Below are 17,889 nucleotides of genomic sequence, written 5' to 3' on the forward strand. Positions count from 1 at the left end.
TTTCATCGGTATCTATTTTCGGTGCCGGGTCAGGTTAACGGCTTTTACGACAAGCCAAGCGAGGAACCTATGAAAGTACTCGTCGCGGTTAAACGCGTCATCGACTATAACGTCAAAATCCGCGTTAAAGCGGACAACTCTGACGTCGATCTTACCAACGTCAAAATGGCCATGAACCCCTTCTGCGAGATTGCCGTCGAAGAAGCGGTGCGGCTGAAAGAAAAGGGCGTTGCCACTGAAGTTGTGGCTGTGACAGTAGGCCCCAAAGCCGCCCAAGAGCAGCTGCGTACGGCATTGGCGCTGGGCGCAGACCGTGCGATTCACATCGAAACCGACGAGCGGGTTGAGTCGCTGGCGGTGGCTAAGCTGTTGGCTAAGGTTGTTGAAGAAGAGCAGCCGGGACTAGTGGTGCTGGGTAAGCAGGCCATCGATACCGACAACAACCAGACCGGCCAAATGCTGGCCGCGCTGACCAACCTGCCGCAAGGCACGTTCGCTTCGGAAGTAGCGGTAGACGGTGACAAGGTCAACGTCACCCGTGAAATCGACGGCGGCTTGCAAACTGTGGCGCTCACGCTGCCCGCGATCGTTACCACCGACTTGCGTTTGAACGAACCGCGCTACGCCAAGTTGCCGGACATCATGAAGGCCAAGAAAAAGCCCTTGGATGTTAAAACCCCCGCTGATTACGGCGTTGAAGTGGCCTCCAAGGTTAGCCTGCTCAAAGTGGAGTCCCCGGCAGAGCGTAAAGGCGGTGTCAAAGTCGCCTCGGTGGATGAATTGATCGACAAACTGAAAAACGAAGCCAAAGTGCTTTAATAGGAGCTGATCTCATGAGCATTCTGGTACTTGCCGACCTTCATGAAGGTCAGTTGGCGGGCGCAACCGCCCATGTGGTTGCCGCTGCTAAAGCGATAGGTGACGATATTGACGTGCTGGTCGCCGGTGAAGGCGTTCAGGCTGCTGCTGAAGCCGCCGCCAAACTCGACGGCGTTAGTAAAGTCCGTGTTGCCGACAATGCTGTTTACGCCCACCAGTTGGCTGAGCCCATGGGCGCACTGCTGGTAGAGCTTGCTGGCGATTATACGCATGTGCTGGCCAGCGCCTCGACTACCGGTAAAAACGTTTTGCCACGCTTAGCGGCATTGAAAGATGTCAGCCAGCTTTCCGACGTCATTGGCGTTGAGAGCGCTGATACGTTCCTGCGCCCTATTTATGCAGGCAACGCAATCGCCACCGTCAAAAGCGACGACGCACTGAAAGTGATGACCGTGCGTCCTACCGCATTTGATGCGGTCGAAAGCACGGGCAGCGCCTCAGTGGAAGCGGTAGAGGTCGTAGTCGAAAACACCCAGTCGAGCTTTGTTAAGCAAGAGCTGGCGCAATCTGATCGTCCGGAGCTTGGCGGCGCCAAAGTGGTGGTGTCTGGTGGCCGCGGTATGGGTAACGGCGAGAACTTCAAACTGCTGGACGGCATTGCTGACAAACTGGGTGCAGCCATTGGCGCTTCTCGCGCCGCAGTGGATGCAGGCTTTGTGCCCAACGATATGCAGGTCGGCCAAACCGGTAAGATCGTCGCGCCTGAGCTGTATATTGCCGTGGGTATTTCTGGCGCGATTCAGCACTTGGCGGGTATGAAAGACTCAAAAGTCATTGTTGCGATCAACAAAGACGACGAAGCGCCGATCTTCCAGGTGGCCGACTACGGCCTGGTAGGGGATCTGTTCGAGATTCTGCCGGAGCTGGAAAGCAAGCTGTAAGCCACTGAATCTTAACTGGCTCAAAAGCCGACTTCACCAGAAGTCGGCTTTTTTATTGGTGATGAATTCGATAAACTGCCAATAGTTGACTAAGGTACTGAGGTATAAAACGTATCAGTTATCAATAATCGCTACTCACAGCAATAAATATAGCTGTGATGGTTGAAAAAGGTGGGGTAAGACCACACATAGTTAAGTGAACGTAACAAAAGCCACTTAAGGAGAAGTTAGCATGGCACATACACTTCCAGAGTTACCGTACGCCTACGACGCGCTTGAGCCGCATATCGATGCAATGACGATGGAGATTCACCACTCTCGTCACCATAATACCTATGTCACTAATCTAAATGCTGCGTTAGAGGGCACGGGTCTTGAAGACGTGCCGGTCGAAGAGCTGGTTGCAAACCTTGATCGTGTACCTGAAGAGAAGCGCCAAGCCGTTATTAATAATGGTGGCGGTCATGCCAACCACTCTATGTTCTGGCAGATGATGTCACCCAATGGCGGCGGCCAGCCCCAAGGTGATGTGGCAAAAGCCATTGATGCCGAACTGGGCGGTCTTGACGCATTCAAAGAAGCGTTCAAAAAGGCGGCGCTAGGCCGTTTCGGTAGCGGCTGGGCATGGCTCTCTGTTACTCCTGAGAAAAAACTGGTTGTTGAAAATACCCTGAACCAAGACAGCCCGCTGATGCATGGCAACACGCCGGTATTGGGTTTGGATGTTTGGGAGCACGCCTACTACCTGAAATTCCAAAACAAGCGTCCTGATTACGTAGAAGCCTTCTTCAACGTCATCAACTGGGAAGACGTTGAGCGTCGTTACCAGGCAGCCAAAGCCTAAGCGTATACCCAGTAAGACCCAGAAAAGAGAAGGCGCTGATGTGATCGGCGTCTGATCAGAAAAGCCGCTCCCTTGTGGAGCGGTTTTTTTTGGTTTTTGACTGACATCCTGGGCATGGCCTGTCAATAACCTGTGGATGAAAAATACCATATATGCTTGAATTGATTTTCTCGTGGTCTATATATAGTATGCGTTGTGTCTTCCAGAGAGGGTAAGCACAAGATGTGCTCTACCCGAAAAACACCGCTATGAAAAGGAAAAATAGCCATGGATATCCAAATTTATAGCAAGCCGGCTTGTGTTCAATGCACCGCTACATACCGCGCGTTGGATAAGCAGGGTTTAGAATATACCGTTATTGATATTACTGCTGAAAGCGGTGCCCAAGAGGAAGTGGAAGCGCTGGGCTATCGCCAGCTACCGGTCGTCGTTGCAGGTGAGGATCATTGGTCTGGTTTCCGTCCTGACCGCATTCAAGCGCTAGCGTAAACCGTTGCTATGCAAAACGCTGATGTGGACGCGGAGCGTGCTGGTTCGCTCGTTTATTTTTCTACCAAGTCAGGCAATACCCACCGTTTTATACAAAAGCTTGGCTTGAGCGCCCAGCGGCTGCCGCTAAATCGTGATGAACCAACGCCACATGTGATGCAGCCCTACATACTAGTGACACCTACCTATGGTGGCGGCTATGCCGAAGGGGCAGTGCCGAGGCAGGTAATCCGATTTTTAAATGATGAGCACAATCGACACCTCATTCGGGGTGTCATTGCTGCTGGTAATACGAATTTTGGTGAGGCATACGGGTTGGCAGGGCGAATCATTGCCCAAAAGTGCCAAGTGCCGTTGCTCTATCGATTTGAACTGTTTGGCACTGACGACGATGTCGCCAAGGTCCGCAAAGGAGTAGAAGAGTTTTGGAAACGTCAAGCTCAGTCTCTAAGAACGTAGCCTCTCGCCATGAAGCCTCTGAAAACGATGCTTCTACACATGTCGCTACAAAAAACTTGGCAGAAACAAAGCGGCCCGCGGCGGCATCCGAGGCGCGTACCCTGGATTACCATGCGCTGAACGCGATGCTGAATCTTTACGGTGCCAACGGTGAATTGCAGCTCGATAAAGACCGTGAAGCGGCGCGTCAGTATTTCTTGCAGCACGTTAACCAAAATACCGTGTTCTTCCACTCGCTGGAGGAAAAACTCGATTACTTGGTAGAAGAGCAGTACTACGAGCCAGAAATGCTCGCTCAGTACAGCTTCGCTTTTATTAAGGCACTGTTTGAACAGGCGTACGACTATAAATTCCGTTTCCCCAGTTTCCTCGGGGCATTCAAGTATTACACCAGCTACACGCTGAAAACGTTTGATGGCAAGCGTTATCTTGAGCGCTATGAAGACCGCGTCTGCATGGTGGCTTTGACGCTGGCGCGTGGTGATGAAGTACTCGCCAAGTCGCTGGTCGATGAAATTATTAGTGGACGCTTCCAACCTGCCACGCCGACTTTTTTGAACTGCGGCAAACGCCAGCGGGGCGAATTGGTCTCCTGCTTCTTGCTGCGGATCGAAGACAACATGGAGTCCATCGGTCGCTCCATCAACTCTGCGCTGCAGCTCTCCAAGCGCGGTGGCGGCGTTGCCTTCTTGCTAACAAACATTCGTGAGTCAGGCGCACCGATTAAGCGTATCGAGAATCAGTCGTCGGGTATTATCCCGATTATGAAATTGCTGGAAGACGCCTTCTCCTATGCCAACCAGCTAGGCGCGCGCCAGGGCGCTGGTGCGGTTTATCTGAACGCGCACCACCCGGATATTTTGCGTTTTCTGGATACTAAACGTGAAAATGCCGATGAAAAAATCCGTATCAAAACCCTGTCGTTGGGCGTGACGATTCCGGATATTACGTTTGAGCTGGCCAAGCGTAACGACGATATGTACCTGTTCTCTCCCTACGATGTAGAACGGGTGTATGGCGTGCCGTTCGGTGATATTAGCGTCACCGAGAAGTACCATGAAATGGTCGCCGACGCGCGCATTCGTAAGCATAAAATTAACGCCCGTGCCTTCTTCCAAACCCTGGCCGAGCTGCAGTTCGAATCGGGCTATCCGTACATTATGTTTGAAGATACGGTCAACCGCGCGAACCCGATTGCCGGTCGTATAAATATGAGTAACCTGTGCTCGGAAATTCTGCAGGTTAATACGCCGACCGAATACGATGACGATCTCGGTTACCGCCAGGTAGGGCAGGATATCTCCTGTAACCTGGGTTCGATGAACATCGCAAAAGTCATGGATTCCGGCGATATCGGCACCAGCGTCGAGATTGCCATTCGTGGCCTCACGGCGGTTTCTGAGATGAGCAACCTGCGTAGTGTGCCCTCCATTGCTGAAGGCAACGCTAAGTCCCGCGCCATTGGTCTTGGGCAGATGAACCTGCACGGTTTCCTGGCGCGCGAGCATATCTATTACGGTTCAGAAGAGGGGTTAGATTTCACTAACCTGTACTTCTATTGCGTAGCGTTCCATGCCATTCGTGCGTCGAACCAGCTGGCGATTGAGCACGGTGAGACCTTTGCCGGTTTTGAAGAGTCCACCTACGCATCGGGTACGTTTTTTGATAAGTACACCGATCAAGCATGGCTGCCGCGTACGGAGAAGGTGCGTTCGCTATTTGAGCGCAGCGGCATTGCACTGCCTACCCAAGATGAGTGGCAGGCGCTAAAGGCATCAGTGATGGCGCATGGGCTGTACAATCGTAATTTGCAGGCGGTGCCCCCAACGGGTTCTATTTCTTACATTAATCACTCCACCTCCAGTATCCACCCGGTGGCAGCGAAAATTGAGATCCGCAAAGAGGGCAAGCTGGGCCGCGTTTATTATCCGGCGCCATTCTTGAATGAGGCAAACTTTGATTATTTCCAGGATGCTTATGAAATTGGCCCTGAGAAAATTATCGATACCTACGCAGAAGCCTCCAAGCACGTTGACCAAGGCCTTTCGTTGACGCTGTTCTTCCCGGATACAGCTACTACGCGGGATATCAACAAGGCGCAAATTTACGCATGGCGCAAAGGTATCAAGACGCTTTACTACATCCGTTTGCGCCAGAGCGCGCTTGAAGGTACGGAAGTTGAAGGCTGCGTCTCCTGCACGCTGTAATCGCGCATTGCTTTTATAAGATTATGTTTGTGAGAGAACTCTGATGACCATTATGCAACGCTTATCGCGGGTCGATGCGATCAACTGGAACCGCCTTCAGGACGATAAAGACCTGGAAGTGTGGAACCGCCTGACCAGCAACTTCTGGCTGCCTGAAAAAGTGCCGCTCTCCAACGATATTCAATCTTGGAACACGCTGACCCAGCAGGAAAAGCAGCTGACGATTCGCGTGTTCACTGGCTTGACGCTGCTCGATACCATCCAAAGTAGCGTGGGCGCGCCAGTATTGATGGATGATGCGCGTACACCCCATGAAGAGGCGGTATACACCAATATCGCCTTTATGGAGTCGGTGCATGCACGCTCCTACAGCTCGATTTTCTCGACGCTATGCGCGACTCGCGACGTGGACGATGCGTTCCGTTGGAGTGAGGAAAATCCGACGCTGCAGATGAAATCTGAACTGATTCTGAAGCGTTATCGCTCGGAAGACCCGCTGATGCGCAAAGTCGCCAGTGTCTTTCTCGAATCGTTCTTGTTCTACTCGGGCTTCTATCTGCCCATGTACTGGTCTAGCCACGCCAAGCTGACCAACACGGCCGACCTGATTCGCTTGATCATTCGTGATGAAGCGGTACACGGCTACTACGTGGGCTACAAATTCCAGCAGGCGCTGGCGGAAGAGACGCCCGAGCGTCAGCAGGAAGTCAAAGATTATGCCTACGAGCTGCTGCTGGAGCTGTACGACAACGAAGTCCGCTACACCGAATCGCTTTACGATGAAGTGGGCCTGTCGGAAGATGTGAAGAAATTCCTTCACTACAACGCCAACAAAGCGCTGATGAACCTCGGGTTTGAGCCGCTATTCCCCAGTAGCGTTACTGACGTAGATCCCACCATTATGGCCGCGCTTTCTCCGAGTGCGGACGAAAACCACGACTTCTTCTCTGGTTCTGGTTCCTCCTACGTGATCGGCAAAGCGGTTGCGACTGAAGACGACGACTGGGCGTTTTAATCTCTCGCTGTGGTTAGTCTGACGAAAGTGGCGAGCAGCGTGCTCGCCACTTTGCATTGTTTCCTCGCCATTTCTCCTGCCAAGCTGCTACCTCCGCCCCTGACGACCTGTCGCAAGCAATATCGTCGAGATTAAAGAAGTGTGAAGCTAATAACGCCATTGAATGCTAATGATAAATATTGTCATTTATTCCATTAATGTTAGGCTATGCACTACTTAAGCGAAACGCAAATCGTTCTTATACATAATGAGTTTTAGCGCACGGTTAATGGCAGTGTGCTAATCAGTAACGGAGACGTAACGTGCTGAAAAGGCCTTTTTTTGCCTTGCGTGGTGGTTGGCTTGCCGGGATGCTGGTTAGCGGTACGCTCATGGCAAGCGATGAGACAGTCGAACAAGCGGCTCAGAGTGTCGAGGCTCAGCAAGCGCAGTCCGCACTTCAACAGCAAATTGATGAGGCTGATGATACCACCCGTTCAGCAATTGAAGAGCTGCGCCGCTTAGAGCGGGAAATCCGCCAGATGGAAGCATCTAACGCTGCTTTAAGCGACCGCTTGGCCGGTGAAGCCGAGCGCCAGCAGCGTCTTGGCCAAGCGCTCGATACATTAAGCGATACGCGCGCCGCATTGCCAGTGGTTGAGCAGGATATGACAGAGCAACTAATTAGTTGGATCGAATCTGACCTACCGTTTCTTCAAGACGAGCGATTAGCACGTGTTCGGCCTACTGAACAGCAGTCTTCAGAAAGTGCGGCGCGCATTGCGAATTTGTTGGAAGCGTGGCGTGCCGAGCTTGCATATGGCCGTGAAGTTGACAGCTGGCGTGGACGCTTGGAATTGGTAGAGGGTAATCCGCGCGAGGTGGAGTATCTACGCATTGGCCGAATCGGCTTTTATTATCTAACCCCTGACGGGCGAGAAGGAGGGGTGTGGGATAAAGCTAGCGGTGAGTGGCAGGCGCTTGATGAAAGTGCTCGTCGCCAGGTGCGTAATGGCCTGCGTATTGCCGATGATCAGCGCACGCCGGAACTGCTGAGTTTACCGCTCTCCATTATTGCTAACGGCGATATTGCTAACGACTATGCAGGGGGCCAGCAATGAGTCTGTTGACACGCCAAAGGGGCGCGCGCAGAGCCATCATTTGTTTAGTAGTGCTGGCAAGCCTGTTGGGTAGCAGTGCCGCGATGGCGCAAGCCGACAATGTCGGTTCATTACGTGAGGCACGCGAAGCCGCCGAGGCACGCGATCAAGCGCGTTTACAGTCGTTTCTTGAGGATCAAGAGGCGCTAGAGGCTGCGTTAGAAGAAGCACGAGCTGAACACCAAGCAGCAGAAGAGCAGCAGACAGCGTTGGCTGAGCAGCAGCAGTTGCAAGCACAGCAGGCCGAAGCGCTGGCCGCACGTCAAGAGGAGCAGGGCGCAGCGCTCACCTCGCTGCTGGCGGATTTGTCACGGCATAGCGAAGAGGTACGCAATGAGCTAGGTGGTGACAGTTGGTTAACGCTCAATGCGGATGCGCTACCCCCGCGTCTTAATGAAGTCGAGGTGCTGGAGCGTCAACACATCGAAACGGTTGTGGACAGTTTAGTAGCGCTCACGCAGAACACTGGGCGTGCCGAACGCCTGGAATTACCGGTAGCCGACGCTAGCGGGGAGATTAAGCCGCGCAGTGTGGTGCGCCTGGGAGATTTTGCCGCATTTACGGACACTGCGCTGCTTAGGAAAGGGCAAGGTGACGGTAGCTTGGCCGAAGTGCCGCGCACCCCTGCGGAAATTAGCGACGTACTGGCGTCCTATCACCAGGGTGAAAGCCGTGTGTTTGCCATTGATCCTACTCAGGGAAGCGTTCTGCAAGCTCTTGCTCAACAGCCAAACCTTTGGGAGCGCTTCCATCAAGGTGGCTATGTTGGCTATATAGTAGTGGCGCTAGGGGGCGTTGGTTTGTTAGTGGCCTTGGCACAGTACCTCTACTTAGTGGTTGTCAGTGTCCAGGTGCGTCGGCAGCGTAAGGCGCTTGATGAGCCGAACGCTAATAACCCGCTGGGTCGTGTGCTCCAGCGCTTTCAGGCGTTGGATAAACATCAAACGCCGGAAGCACTGGAAGCGCGGTTGGACGAGGCGGTATTGGCTGAGCTACCGCGTATCGAGCGAGGGCAGCCGATTGTTAAGTTGCTGGCTGCTATTGCACCGCTGCTGGGCCTTCTAGGTACCGTGACTGGTATGATTGTTACCTTCCAGGCGATTACCGTATTTGGTACCGGCGACCCCCAGCTAATGGCGGGTGGTATTAGTCAGGCGCTGGTCACAACCGTTCTGGGGCTAGTGACTGCGGTGCCGCTACTCTTTGCTCAGACAGCTTTAGCGAGCCGCAGCCGCTTGATTACCCAAGCGATTGAAGGCGAAGCAAGCGCCGCCTTGGCGGATCATCTTGAAGCGCAGTCGACCTCTAACGCGCAAGCGGTGACCTAATATGCCCACGTTACCTCTTTGGCTGGAGCCCGTTGAGCGGCTGCTTGATGCCGGTGGTGCCGTTTTAGTGGTGCTGGCATTCGTGGCTGTGCTGGTATTTGGGATGGCTATCGAGCGCTGGTGGTATTACCGCGTTAGCTGGCGGTGTGCTCGTCGCCAACTGATTCGACGCTGGGCGGCACGCAGTGATCACCGTAGTTGGAGCGCACGCACGTTGCGAAATGTCTGGACAGAAGCACTGGTGGCTAAACTTCGCCGCCCGCTGCCATGGCTCAAACTACTCGTGGCGTTATGCCCGCTGCTGGGTTTGCTGGGGACTGTCACGGGTATGATTGCCGTCTTCGATAGCCTCTCTCTTAGCGATACCCATCAGGCGCGGGCAATGGCTGACGGCGTCGCCCGTGCCACGCTGCCCACGCTAACCGGTATGGCGATTGCGGTGGTGGGGTTGCTGTTTATTAGTCGTTTAGAGCACGTGATTCGTCGTGAAGATCAGCGGTTGCACGACCGCTTGGCCCGTGCCTTGGAGGAGAGTGATGCGTAGACGCCGTTCCATAGACGCCACGGCTGATAGCAATGAAGTTAATTTGACACCGATGCTCGACGTTGTCTTTATCATGCTGATCTTCTTTATTGTGACCACCAGCTTTATCAAAGAGAGCGGTGTTGAGATTGACCGTCCTGAAACGGCAGCGGCAAGCCCGCGGCCAGACGTACAGGTGCTGATTGCCGTGACCCCAGAAGGGGCTGTTTGGGTCGATGGTAAGCCCGTTGATGTCCACCGGATTGGCCAGCAGGTGGCCGGTATGTTGAGCGATGATGGCTCTGTGGTTATCCAGGCTGACCGAGAGTCCACGACAGGTTTGTTGATTGAAGTGATGGATCGTCTCAAGCAGGCAGGCGTTGATCAGATCGCCGTGGCAGCGAGCCGGAGTGCGCCATGATTCGTCATGCCCTCTCTATACTGGGCGGCATTGCCTTAACCGTTGGTTTGTTTTGGATGTTAGCGCTACTGGTCACGCCCCCTGAACGCTCGCCTGAGGCCCCGGTTATGGCCATGTCGATGACTATGATAGACGCACCTGAAGTGGCGCCAGAGCAGGAAGCGCCACCACCTGCGCCTTCTGAGGCGGCAACTGCACCGCCGCCAATGCCTATGCCCGCACCGTCCCCGGTGGCTGAGAGTGCGATTGTGCTGCCTGAGGTAGAGCTTCCTGACGAGCCGGTGGAGCCTGTCGAGTTAGAGAGTGAGTTACCAGAGCTGACTGAAATTACTCCCGAGCCAACTCCACAGCCAGCGCCGACGCCCTCTCCAAGCCCTACGCCGGCGCCACAGCCTGCAGAGTCGGCAGCGCCTTCTTCTACGCCTTCAACCTCGCAGCGTGAGGCGGCGCCAGAGGCGGAGCCTGTGCCATCGAATGAGCCCGTTAGTGTCGGGCAGGTCGCTCCCACTAGTCGCGTGAATCCTTCTTATCCACCGCGTGCCCAGCGGCGAGGTATGGAGGGCTTTGTGGAGGTGGAATTTGTTATTCGCCGAGATGGCAGTGTTGATAACAGCACCATTCAAGTGACCCGAGCCCAACCCCGGCGGGTGTTTGAAGACGCTGCGCGGGAAGCGATTGCACGCTGGCAGTTTGAGCCTGGCCAACAGCTTCGTCGTGCTACGCAGCGCATAGAGTTTCAGCTGAGATAGCCAGTCCATATAACCAGCAGAGTCGGCCAGTCGAGGATAAAGGTATGCAGCGTTGGGTGGTAGTCGCCGTATTAAGCGCGCTAAGCGTTGTAGCGCACGCGAACGAACCGCTGCCGGGTGATATTGTTCGCGATCTTAATGGGCTACAAAGCCAGCTAGCTGACCAGCCCCGTGACGAGGTGAATAGCGATGTGCTCAATCGTATTATTGGTCATGCGCGCTCCCAATCGTCGCGTCTCGCGGGCGGTAATCGTGCTGATCAGTGGGCGAGTGCGCTCTATCATCAGCTTGCCGCCAGTGCGTTGGTGCGACAGGGGGATTATGTTGCGGCTGCTGATGAGCTAGCTAGCGCACGGCAGCGCCCCAGCGTGCCAAGCAGTCAAATACTGCGCTGGCTGCATGATGAAGCGTCGCTTCGTCGTGCAGCCAGCCAGCGTACTGAGGCCATCGCGCTGTATGAGCAGTGGCTAACGCAATCTCAGGGCAATCCTCGCTACGATGAATCGGCATGGCGATTGATACGCTTATTAGCGGAAGAAGAGCGTTGGGATGACGCTATTGAATGGCTCTCGCCGCTGCTGCAAAAAGGCGGATTGACAGATGCCCAGCAAGCATTAACCACCGCGGTATTGCGCAGTGTGGGGCAAAACGATGAAGCACTCGGTTGGCTAGTGGATGGCTTAACTGCACAGAGTGAGCCTGATGCCTGGCGTCAAGCGGCTGGACTTGCCCAGCAGATGGGGCAGGCGAGTGTAGCTGCCGGCGTGTGGGAGATGGCCTGGCAGTTGGGTAAGTTCTCCACAACTGAGGATCTTCTAACGTTAATTCGACTGCATCTGGCGGGTGGCACGCCCGCAAGGGCTGGTGAACACCTAGAAGCGTCTACTCAAGAGGGCATGTTGGAACATGATGAGGAAACGTTACGGCTGTTAGCGGGGGCGTGGCAGCAGGCGAGGCATGTTGAGAAGGCGTTAAATGCTTGGAGAGCGCTTGCTGAAAGCACGCAAAAGCCGGAAGACTGGCGGCAATACGGCCAGCTGGCCTATCGCTGGGGGCAAGATGACCAAGCTGAAGAAGCTTTTATTAATGCGGTGGATCTTGGTGATGATCAGTCAAAAGAGTGGCTAACTTATTTTAAGTGACGCCTGCTTAGCTGAAAAGTGTTGTGTTATAAGGGGGTAGGCGAATGTCACTGTCGCCACAGTGCCTGCATAGGGACAGGCTTATACTCTCACCAACGTAAAGAAGTGCTATGAATAACACTATTCGCCGGGGCCATTTCCGCGCATTTGCTTTTATATCAGCGGGCTTAACAGCAGGGTTGCTCGCCTCAGGGTATGCGTACGCCCAAGAGCGCAATCTCACGCTTTCTCCCGGTTTCATGCCGGATCCTATGCAGCGCACATTTGTATCTGGCGGTGGGCAGGAGGCTAGCCAAATGTTCGGTCTCGATATGCAAGGAACCGCATGCTCTGGCAGTATTTCGCAGACACCTGATCATGTCATGACGCTCACGGATGGTTTTGATTTTTTAAGAGTGTGGAATCAGTCAGATGCGGACACCACGCTCATTATAGATGGCCCAGGTCGTTTCTTGCTGTGTGATGATGACGGTGGCAGCGGCTTAAACGAGTCGATAGAGCATAGTAACTGGAGGGCAGGGGAGTACCGTATCTACGTTGGTAGTTATAGCGGCGGTGTACACAGCTACGATCTGTTTGTCAGCGAGCTTTCGGGCGGAACCGCAGGCAACTCCGACACCACTGAAAGTCGCCATCTATCAATTGCCCCTGGCTTTACGCCGGACCCATGGCGAGTAAGCTTTGTATCAGGGGGAGCGCAAAATGCATCGTCTATGTTTGAAACCGACATGCGTGGTAATCATTGCCGAGGCAATATCGCCAGTACGCCTGATCATGAAATGCGGCTAGATGCGCCGTTCTCCTATTTGCAACTTTGGACGCAAGCGGATGGGGACACCACATTAATTGTTGATGGTCCTGGAAAGTTCTTGTTATGCGACGATGATGGCGGTAATGGGCTTAATGAGCATATTGAGCATGCGAACTGGCCTGCCGGTGATTACCGCATTTACGTAGGAAGCTACAGTGATAGTTATTTGAACTATCAGCTGAGCATTTCAGAACTACGCTCTAATGGCCCAGGCCGCTAGTGCTAACTTTAGCGCTTACTTGCCGCCGGGTTGATGAACACCCGGCGGTGCCTGCTTGTCGTTTAGTGTTCACTAAGCTTAAGCTGAAGTGAAAAATCGCTCCAGACGGGGGCGTGGTCGGAAGGCCGCTCCATACCGCGCAGTGCATAATCAATGCCCGCATTGGTGACGCACTCGGCAAGCGGTGTAGATACCAGAATATAGTCAATACGCAGGCCGCGCTTGGGCTCGCGATCAAACCCTTTGGAGCGATAGTCAAACCAGCTGAACCACTCACTGTTATCCGGGTGGCACAGACGATAGCTGTCGCTAAGCCCCCACGCTTTAATGCCCTCCAGCCATTCGCGTTCGACGGGCTGAAAGCTGGTTTTACCTTCGCGCAACCAGCGTTTGCGGTTCGGCTCACCAATCCCGATATCCTGATCTTCTGGCGATATGTTGAAATCACCCATCACCACCAGCTGCTCGTCTGGGCGGTGGTGCTGGTGAAGCAAGCTAGCCAGCTGTTGATAGAAGCGTTCCTTATGGGGAAACTTAGTCGGGTGCTCAACGTTTTCACCCTGGGGGAAGTAGCCGTTCCAAACGGTGACAGCTTCGCCATTATCCGCGACGAGTTGCACGCCGATCATTCGGCGTTGGGCGTCTTCCTCATCATCAGGAAAGCCATAAAGCACCGCTTGTGGCTTCTGCCGGCACAGTAAGGCAACCCCATAATGCCCCTTTTGACCGTAATAAAAAACGTGATAGCCCATGGCTTCCACGTCAGCGAGAGGAAACTCGCTATCTTGTACTTTGGTTTCTTGCAGGCCAATGACATCAGGCTGCTGCGTATCAATCAGCGCTTGAAGTTGATGCAGTCGTGCCCGGATGCCATTGATATTGAACGAGACCAAACGCATTAAGAACGCTCTCCAGACGGATTGTCTCCTTCTTTTTCAGGATGAATAGCGATATTCTGGCCCTCCTGCTGACGTGCCAGTTTACGCACCGCTTGAAGCTTACGCTGCTGCTGTTTTTTTGCCACAAAGCGGCGCGATGAGGTCACTTGGTCTGGGTTGTCGTGGCGCCATTTCTTATAATCTTTACGACGCCCTGTGCGGATAGTGACTTTATCCGCGAGTGAACGAGTCTTTTTCTTACGCGTCATGTCGCGCTCCTTGGGTTAATTTATGCGCCATTCTAACAGGCTAGCGCACTCCTTCGACAGCAGAGCGCGCTCTTATCGCCAACCCCTGGTACAATGCGCACGTCAAGATGCCTAACCTCCACAGCAATGGACAGATACATAGCCTATGAGCGAGACGGAACAGACCACAGCATCGGCCCAGAACCGCAAGCCTAAACGTCGCCGTCGGAAACCGCGTCGCCGTCAGTCGAACTGGGATCTTCGTCAGTTTCAGGTGCCTGCCGTGGCCGGCAAATGGCGCTTTCATGACTTTGATCTGCCGCTGCCATTAATGCGCGCTATACATGCCCAAGGGTTTGAATACTGCACGCCGATCCAAGCGGAAGCCCTTCGTCAAACGCTGCTAGGCGGCGATATTGTCGGTAAGGCGCAAACCGGGACGGGTAAAACGGCTGCGTTTTTAATTTCGGTACTGGCCTATTTCTTGGAAGAGCCAACCCCGGATGGTCAGAAGTCGGGCGCTCCCCGCGCACTGATTATTGCGCCTACCCGCGAGCTGGCGCTGCAAATTGAAAAAGATGCCAAAGCCCTCGCACGGTTCACCCAGCTCAATGTCGCAAGCGTTGTGGGTGGGATGGACTATCAAAAGCAGCGCGACAGCCTGGGCAAGAAAATCGATATCTTGGTCGCCACGCCTGGCCGCCTGCTAGATTTTCATCAGAAACGCGATATCGACCTTTCAGAAGTGGAAGTGCTGGTGCTGGATGAAGCGGATCGCATGCTATCCATGGGGTTTATTCCCGATGTGAAGCGGATTATTCGTTATACGCCTAAGAAAGAGGAGCGCCAAACCTTCCTTTTCTCGGCGACCTTCACCGACGATATTCTGAGCTTGGCGAGTCAGTGGACGCTAAATCCTGCCCATGTAGAGATAGAAGCAACCGTTGAAAATCAGGCAGATATCGATCAGCGCGTCTATTTAGTCTCTGACGATGATAAAGAGCGCCTGCTGGTGAATCTGCTTGAGCAAGAGAGCTTCGAGCGGGTCATGGTGTTTGGTAATCGCCGCGATCTCGTGCGTAAGTTAGATAGCCTTCTCAAGAAAGCGGGGGTTAGCGTTGCCATGCTGTCGGGCGATGTGCCGCAGAACCAGCGTATCAAAACCCTTGAAAGCTTCCGCGAGGGAGCGATTCAAGTGCTGGTGGCTACTGATGTCGCCGGGCGCGGCATTCATATTGAAGACGTCAGCCATGTGATCAACTACACCTTGCCGGAAGACCCGGAAGACTACGTTCATCGTATTGGCCGTACTGGCCGTGCCGGGGCAAAAGGCGTCTCGATTAGCTTTGTAGGTGAAGAGGATGCATTCTCCTTGCCTGAGATCGAACGCTATATCAATGGCAAGCTTCCCTGCGAGCACCCGCCGGAAGGCATGCTGTAACACGCATGCTGGACAACGGCTTAAAAAGCGATATTCAGCAAGCCTATCGTAGCGTGGTGGAAAAGCTAGAGCTGACACCTCGCTACGGGCAGCGGTTAATGATCGCAGAAATTGCCCGTACGCTCGGTGGGATTGAGCAAGATAGCGAAGGTAAGCGCACCAACGACAGCCATGTCTGTGTGTTGGAAGCGGGTACCGGTACCGGGAAAACCCTCGCCTATTTAATTGCCGCGCTGCCCATTGCCAAGGCCCAGGGCAAACGCCTGATCGTCTCCACGGCAACGGTGGCGCTGCAAGAGCAGGTGTTGAACCAGGATCTGCCCTCCCTTGCTAGCCACAGCGGCATTGCATTTCGCTACGCCCTTGCCAAAGGGCGTGGGCGTTATGTGTGTGTGGCGCGCCTTGATCAAGCCCTGGAAGGCAGTGAACCTAACCCCACTCTCTCGCTATTTGAGCAGTCGCTTCAGGCGGAAAGCAGCGACTTTACCGTGATCGCGAGTGACATGGCGGAGTCCTACGGTAAAGGGGACTGGGAAGGGGATCGCGATAACTGGCCGCAATCCATCGACGATGCCCACTGGCGGCGCTTAACGGTAGATCATCGCCAATGTACCGGCAGGCGTTGTGGGCATTTTGGCGCTTGTGCGTTCTTTCGTTCCCGACGTGAGCTTGAAGATGCCGATGTTATCGTTGCTAACCATGATCTAGTGCTAGCCGACTTGGCGCTCGGTGGTGGTGCTATTTTGCCAGACCCCGCAAACTGTATTTTTGTGTTTGACGAAGGGCATCACCTGCCCGATAAAGCGCTGTCTCATTTTGCCCATCGTTTTGCGGTGCATGGCTGTTTGCGCTGGTTAAAAACCCTCAAAAGCAGTTTGACGGATCTCCACCAGGCGTTGGCAGTGCAGCCAACGGTGGCGCGCTTACTGGCTAGCTTGCCAGAATTAATGCATGGTTTAGAGCCCGCGCTGGGTGATGTGTTCAGCGTGGGGCATCAGCTGGCAGGGCGGCCCAATGGGCTAGGTGATGAAGAGACCCTTCATCAGTTCCGCTTTGAGAAAGGCCAGATTCCCGATGCGTTACGCGAGCAGGCGCAGCAGTTGCTGGTCATGTTTGCCACACTATCGCGCTGCTTGGAAAGCATCAGCGATATTCTTAGGGAAAGTCTCGATCCAGACAAGCAAACGGGCTTGGATCGAGAGCAGGCTGAAACGTGGTTGCCGTTGGTAGCACTGCTTCACGGTCGTGCACTTGAGGCTCATGCGCTTTGGCAAGCGTTTAGCGAGCAGGATGCGGCTAATGTGCCGCCCAGTGCCCGTTGGATCACGCTGAGTCGTGTTGCGGGCGAGCCGGAAATCGAGTTTTCGGCCAGTCCTGTGTCAGCAGCACATACCCTTGCAAAACATCTGTGGGGGCGCTGCCATGGTGCGGTAGTAACGTCAGCAACACTTACCGCGCTAGGACGCTTTGAGCGAATCCAAGAGCGCGCTGGGTTAGCAAATCGCTACCGCTATCAGGCCTTGCCAAGTCCCTTTGATTACGCCAATGCCATTCTACGCGTTCCCAAAGAAGCAACGGATCCCAGTGATCGTGATGCCCATGAGAGTGCCATTATTTCCTTTGTGGCCCAATTGGAATATAGCGAAGCCGCGCTGGTGCTGTTTTCTTCCCGGGCGCAGCTACGCGCCGTAGAAAAAGCGTTGCCTGCGGCGACCAAGGGGCGTGTGTTAGCGCAGGATGCACTGCCTAAACGCGAATTGCTTGAGCGCCACCGTGCGGCGGTCGATGAGGGCAATGGCAGCATCATTTTTGGCTTGGCCAGTTTTGCAGAAGGTATCGACTTGCCCGGTGACTATCTCACCCATGTGGTGATCACCCGTCTGCCGTTTGCAGTACCCGATGATCCGGTGGGAGCCACGCTGGCCGAATGGATTGAAAGCCAAGGCGGGAATCCGTTTATGCGGATCAGTGTTCCAGACGCATCGATTAAACTTGTGCAGGCCTGTGGGCGCTTAATTCGCAAAGAGAGTGATCGTGGAGTGATTACGCTGCTGGATCGCCGTGTGATTACGCGGCGTTACGGCCAAGCGCTGCTGGATGCGCTGCCGCCTTTCAAACGCGATATCCAAGCTTAGTCGGCTGGGTTTGGGTACTGGCCATAAAAAACGTCCCGCCAAGCCTACGCTCTGCGGGACGCTTTAACGGCAATGGGGTG

18 protein-coding genes are annotated in these 17,889 nt (G+C 54.2%); 16 read left to right on the top strand and 2 right to left on the bottom strand.

Features of this window, described 5'->3' with window-relative positions:
* Window positions 1-69 precede the first annotated feature (69 nt).
* From LOS15_RS04415 to LOS15_RS04480, 14 genes are all read left to right on the top strand, one after another.
* A complete protein-coding gene (locus LOS15_RS04415; protein ID WP_263068395.1) occupies window positions 70-819 on the top strand; it encodes an electron transfer flavoprotein subunit beta/FixA family protein in 750 nt (249 codons plus the stop codon).
* A gap of 14 nt (window positions 820-833) precedes the next feature.
* The gene (locus tag LOS15_RS04420) at window positions 834-1,760 is read left to right on the top strand and encodes an electron transfer flavoprotein subunit alpha/FixB family protein (protein WP_263068397.1); all 927 of its coding nucleotides are present in this window, start codon (window positions 834-836) and stop codon (window positions 1,758-1,760) included.
* 232 nt (window positions 1,761-1,992) lie between these two features.
* Window positions 1,993-2,604: a superoxide dismutase gene (locus tag LOS15_RS04425; RefSeq protein ID WP_263068398.1), complete on the top strand. Its 612-nt coding sequence runs from the start codon at window positions 1,993-1,995 to the stop codon at window positions 2,602-2,604.
* Between the two features lie 267 nt (window positions 2,605-2,871).
* Window positions 2,872-3,093, top strand: coding sequence for a glutaredoxin-like protein NrdH (nrdH, locus tag LOS15_RS04430; protein ID WP_009722061.1), 222 nt, complete (start codon window positions 2,872-2,874; stop codon window positions 3,091-3,093).
* A gap of 9 nt (window positions 3,094-3,102) precedes the next feature.
* Window positions 3,103-3,552: a class Ib ribonucleoside-diphosphate reductase assembly flavoprotein NrdI gene (gene nrdI / locus LOS15_RS04435; protein ID WP_263068400.1), complete on the top strand. Its 450-nt coding sequence runs from the start codon at window positions 3,103-3,105 to the stop codon at window positions 3,550-3,552.
* Window positions 3,553-3,608: 56 nt separating this feature from the next.
* A complete protein-coding gene (gene nrdE / locus LOS15_RS04440) occupies window positions 3,609-5,759 on the top strand; it encodes a class 1b ribonucleoside-diphosphate reductase subunit alpha (RefSeq protein ID WP_263069620.1) in 2,151 nt (716 codons plus the stop codon).
* A gap of 43 nt (window positions 5,760-5,802) precedes the next feature.
* Window positions 5,803-6,774, top strand: a complete 972-nt coding sequence (gene nrdF / locus LOS15_RS04445) for a class 1b ribonucleoside-diphosphate reductase subunit beta (protein ID WP_263068402.1) — start codon at window positions 5,803-5,805, stop codon at window positions 6,772-6,774.
* A gap of 302 nt (window positions 6,775-7,076) precedes the next feature.
* The gene (locus LOS15_RS04450) at window positions 7,077-7,874 is read left to right on the top strand and encodes a DUF3450 domain-containing protein (RefSeq protein WP_263068404.1); all 798 of its coding nucleotides are present in this window, start codon (window positions 7,077-7,079) and stop codon (window positions 7,872-7,874) included.
* The gene (locus LOS15_RS04455; protein ID WP_263068406.1) at window positions 7,871-9,241 is read left to right on the top strand and encodes a MotA/TolQ/ExbB proton channel family protein; all 1,371 of its coding nucleotides are present in this window, start codon (window positions 7,871-7,873) and stop codon (window positions 9,239-9,241) included. The genes LOS15_RS04450 and LOS15_RS04455 overlap by 4 nt, the downstream gene beginning before the upstream one ends.
* Before the next feature lies 1 nt (window position 9,242).
* Window positions 9,243-9,785, top strand: a complete 543-nt coding sequence (locus tag LOS15_RS04460; protein ID WP_263068408.1) for a MotA/TolQ/ExbB proton channel family protein — start codon at window positions 9,243-9,245, stop codon at window positions 9,783-9,785.
* Window positions 9,778-10,185, top strand: coding sequence for an ExbD/TolR family protein (locus LOS15_RS04465; RefSeq protein ID WP_263068409.1), 408 nt, complete (start codon window positions 9,778-9,780; stop codon window positions 10,183-10,185). The genes LOS15_RS04460 and LOS15_RS04465 overlap by 8 nt, the downstream gene beginning before the upstream one ends.
* Complete coding sequence (locus LOS15_RS04470) at window positions 10,182-10,934, top strand: energy transducer TonB (RefSeq protein ID WP_263068411.1); 753 nt, start codon at window positions 10,182-10,184, stop codon at window positions 10,932-10,934. The genes LOS15_RS04465 and LOS15_RS04470 overlap by 4 nt, the downstream gene beginning before the upstream one ends.
* A 44-nt stretch (window positions 10,935-10,978) precedes the next feature.
* Window positions 10,979-12,076, top strand: a complete 1,098-nt coding sequence (locus LOS15_RS04475) for a hypothetical protein (protein ID WP_263068412.1) — start codon at window positions 10,979-10,981, stop codon at window positions 12,074-12,076.
* Between the two features lie 110 nt (window positions 12,077-12,186).
* The gene (locus LOS15_RS04480; RefSeq protein WP_263068413.1) at window positions 12,187-13,107 is read left to right on the top strand and encodes a hypothetical protein; all 921 of its coding nucleotides are present in this window, start codon (window positions 12,187-12,189) and stop codon (window positions 13,105-13,107) included.
* A gap of 62 nt (window positions 13,108-13,169) precedes the next feature.
* Here LOS15_RS04480 and xthA read toward each other — a convergent pair whose 3' ends face one another.
* Together xthA and LOS15_RS04490 are read right to left on the bottom strand one after the other, a co-directional pair.
* On the bottom strand, window positions 13,170-14,006 hold the full coding sequence (xthA, locus tag LOS15_RS04485) for an exodeoxyribonuclease III (protein WP_263068414.1): 837 nt from the start codon (window positions 14,004-14,006) through the stop codon (window positions 13,170-13,172).
* Window positions 14,006-14,254 carry a hypothetical protein gene (locus tag LOS15_RS04490; protein ID WP_263068415.1) on the bottom strand — a complete coding sequence of 83 codons (249 nt, stop codon included), beginning with the start codon at window positions 14,252-14,254 and terminating at the stop codon, window positions 14,006-14,008. Before LOS15_RS04490 ends, xthA begins: the two co-directional genes overlap by 1 nt.
* Window positions 14,255-14,399: 145 nt before the next feature.
* Here LOS15_RS04490 and rhlB point away from each other — a divergent pair, with 145 nt between their 5' ends.
* The gene (gene rhlB / locus LOS15_RS04495) at window positions 14,400-15,674 is read left to right on the top strand and encodes an ATP-dependent RNA helicase RhlB (RefSeq protein ID WP_263068417.1); all 1,275 of its coding nucleotides are present in this window, start codon (window positions 14,400-14,402) and stop codon (window positions 15,672-15,674) included.
* Window positions 15,675-15,679: 5 nt separating this feature from the next.
* Window positions 15,680-17,809 carry an ATP-dependent DNA helicase DinG gene (gene dinG / locus LOS15_RS04500; RefSeq protein WP_263068419.1) on the top strand — a complete coding sequence of 710 codons (2,130 nt, stop codon included), beginning with the start codon at window positions 15,680-15,682 and terminating at the stop codon, window positions 17,807-17,809.
* Window positions 17,810-17,889: the final 80 nt, after the last annotated feature.

The sequence above is a fragment of the Halomonas sp. 7T genome, assembly GCF_025643255.1.
In the GTDB taxonomy this organism is placed as follows: domain Bacteria; phylum Pseudomonadota; class Gammaproteobacteria; order Pseudomonadales; family Halomonadaceae; genus Vreelandella.

Bases quoted from the DNA above. Each gene is read 5' to 3' on its own strand.
- nrdH (WP_009722061.1), top strand. From the start codon at position 2,872: ATGGATATCCAAATTTATAGCAAGCCGGCTTGTGTTCAATGCACCGCT.
- LOS15_RS04475 (WP_263068412.1), top strand. From the start codon at position 10,979: ATGCAGCGTTGGGTGGTAGTCGCCGTATTAAGCGCGCTAAGCGTTGTA.
- dinG (WP_263068419.1), top strand. From the start codon at position 15,680: ATGCTGGACAACGGCTTAAAAAGCGATATTCAGCAAGCCTATCGTAGC.
- LOS15_RS04480 (WP_263068413.1), top strand. From the start codon at position 12,187: ATGAATAACACTATTCGCCGGGGCCATTTCCGCGCATTTGCTTTTATA.
- xthA (WP_263068414.1), bottom strand. From the start codon at position 14,006: ATGCGTTTGGTCTCGTTCAATATCAATGGCATCCGGGCACGACTGCAT.
- LOS15_RS04425 (WP_263068398.1), top strand. From the start codon at position 1,993: ATGGCACATACACTTCCAGAGTTACCGTACGCCTACGACGCGCTTGAG.
- nrdF (WP_263068402.1), top strand. From the start codon at position 5,803: ATGACCATTATGCAACGCTTATCGCGGGTCGATGCGATCAACTGGAAC.
- LOS15_RS04470 (WP_263068411.1), top strand. From the start codon at position 10,182: ATGATTCGTCATGCCCTCTCTATACTGGGCGGCATTGCCTTAACCGTT.
- LOS15_RS04490 (WP_263068415.1), bottom strand. From the start codon at position 14,254: ATGACGCGTAAGAAAAAGACTCGTTCACTCGCGGATAAAGTCACTATC.
- LOS15_RS04460 (WP_263068408.1), top strand. From the start codon at position 9,243: ATGCCCACGTTACCTCTTTGGCTGGAGCCCGTTGAGCGGCTGCTTGAT.
- rhlB (WP_263068417.1), top strand. From the start codon at position 14,400: ATGAGCGAGACGGAACAGACCACAGCATCGGCCCAGAACCGCAAGCCT.
- LOS15_RS04415 (WP_263068395.1), top strand. From the start codon at position 70: ATGAAAGTACTCGTCGCGGTTAAACGCGTCATCGACTATAACGTCAAA.
- LOS15_RS04420 (WP_263068397.1), top strand. From the start codon at position 834: ATGAGCATTCTGGTACTTGCCGACCTTCATGAAGGTCAGTTGGCGGGC.
- nrdI (WP_263068400.1), top strand. From the start codon at position 3,103: ATGCAAAACGCTGATGTGGACGCGGAGCGTGCTGGTTCGCTCGTTTAT.
- LOS15_RS04455 (WP_263068406.1), top strand. From the start codon at position 7,871: ATGAGTCTGTTGACACGCCAAAGGGGCGCGCGCAGAGCCATCATTTGT.
- LOS15_RS04465 (WP_263068409.1), top strand. From the start codon at position 9,778: ATGCGTAGACGCCGTTCCATAGACGCCACGGCTGATAGCAATGAAGTT.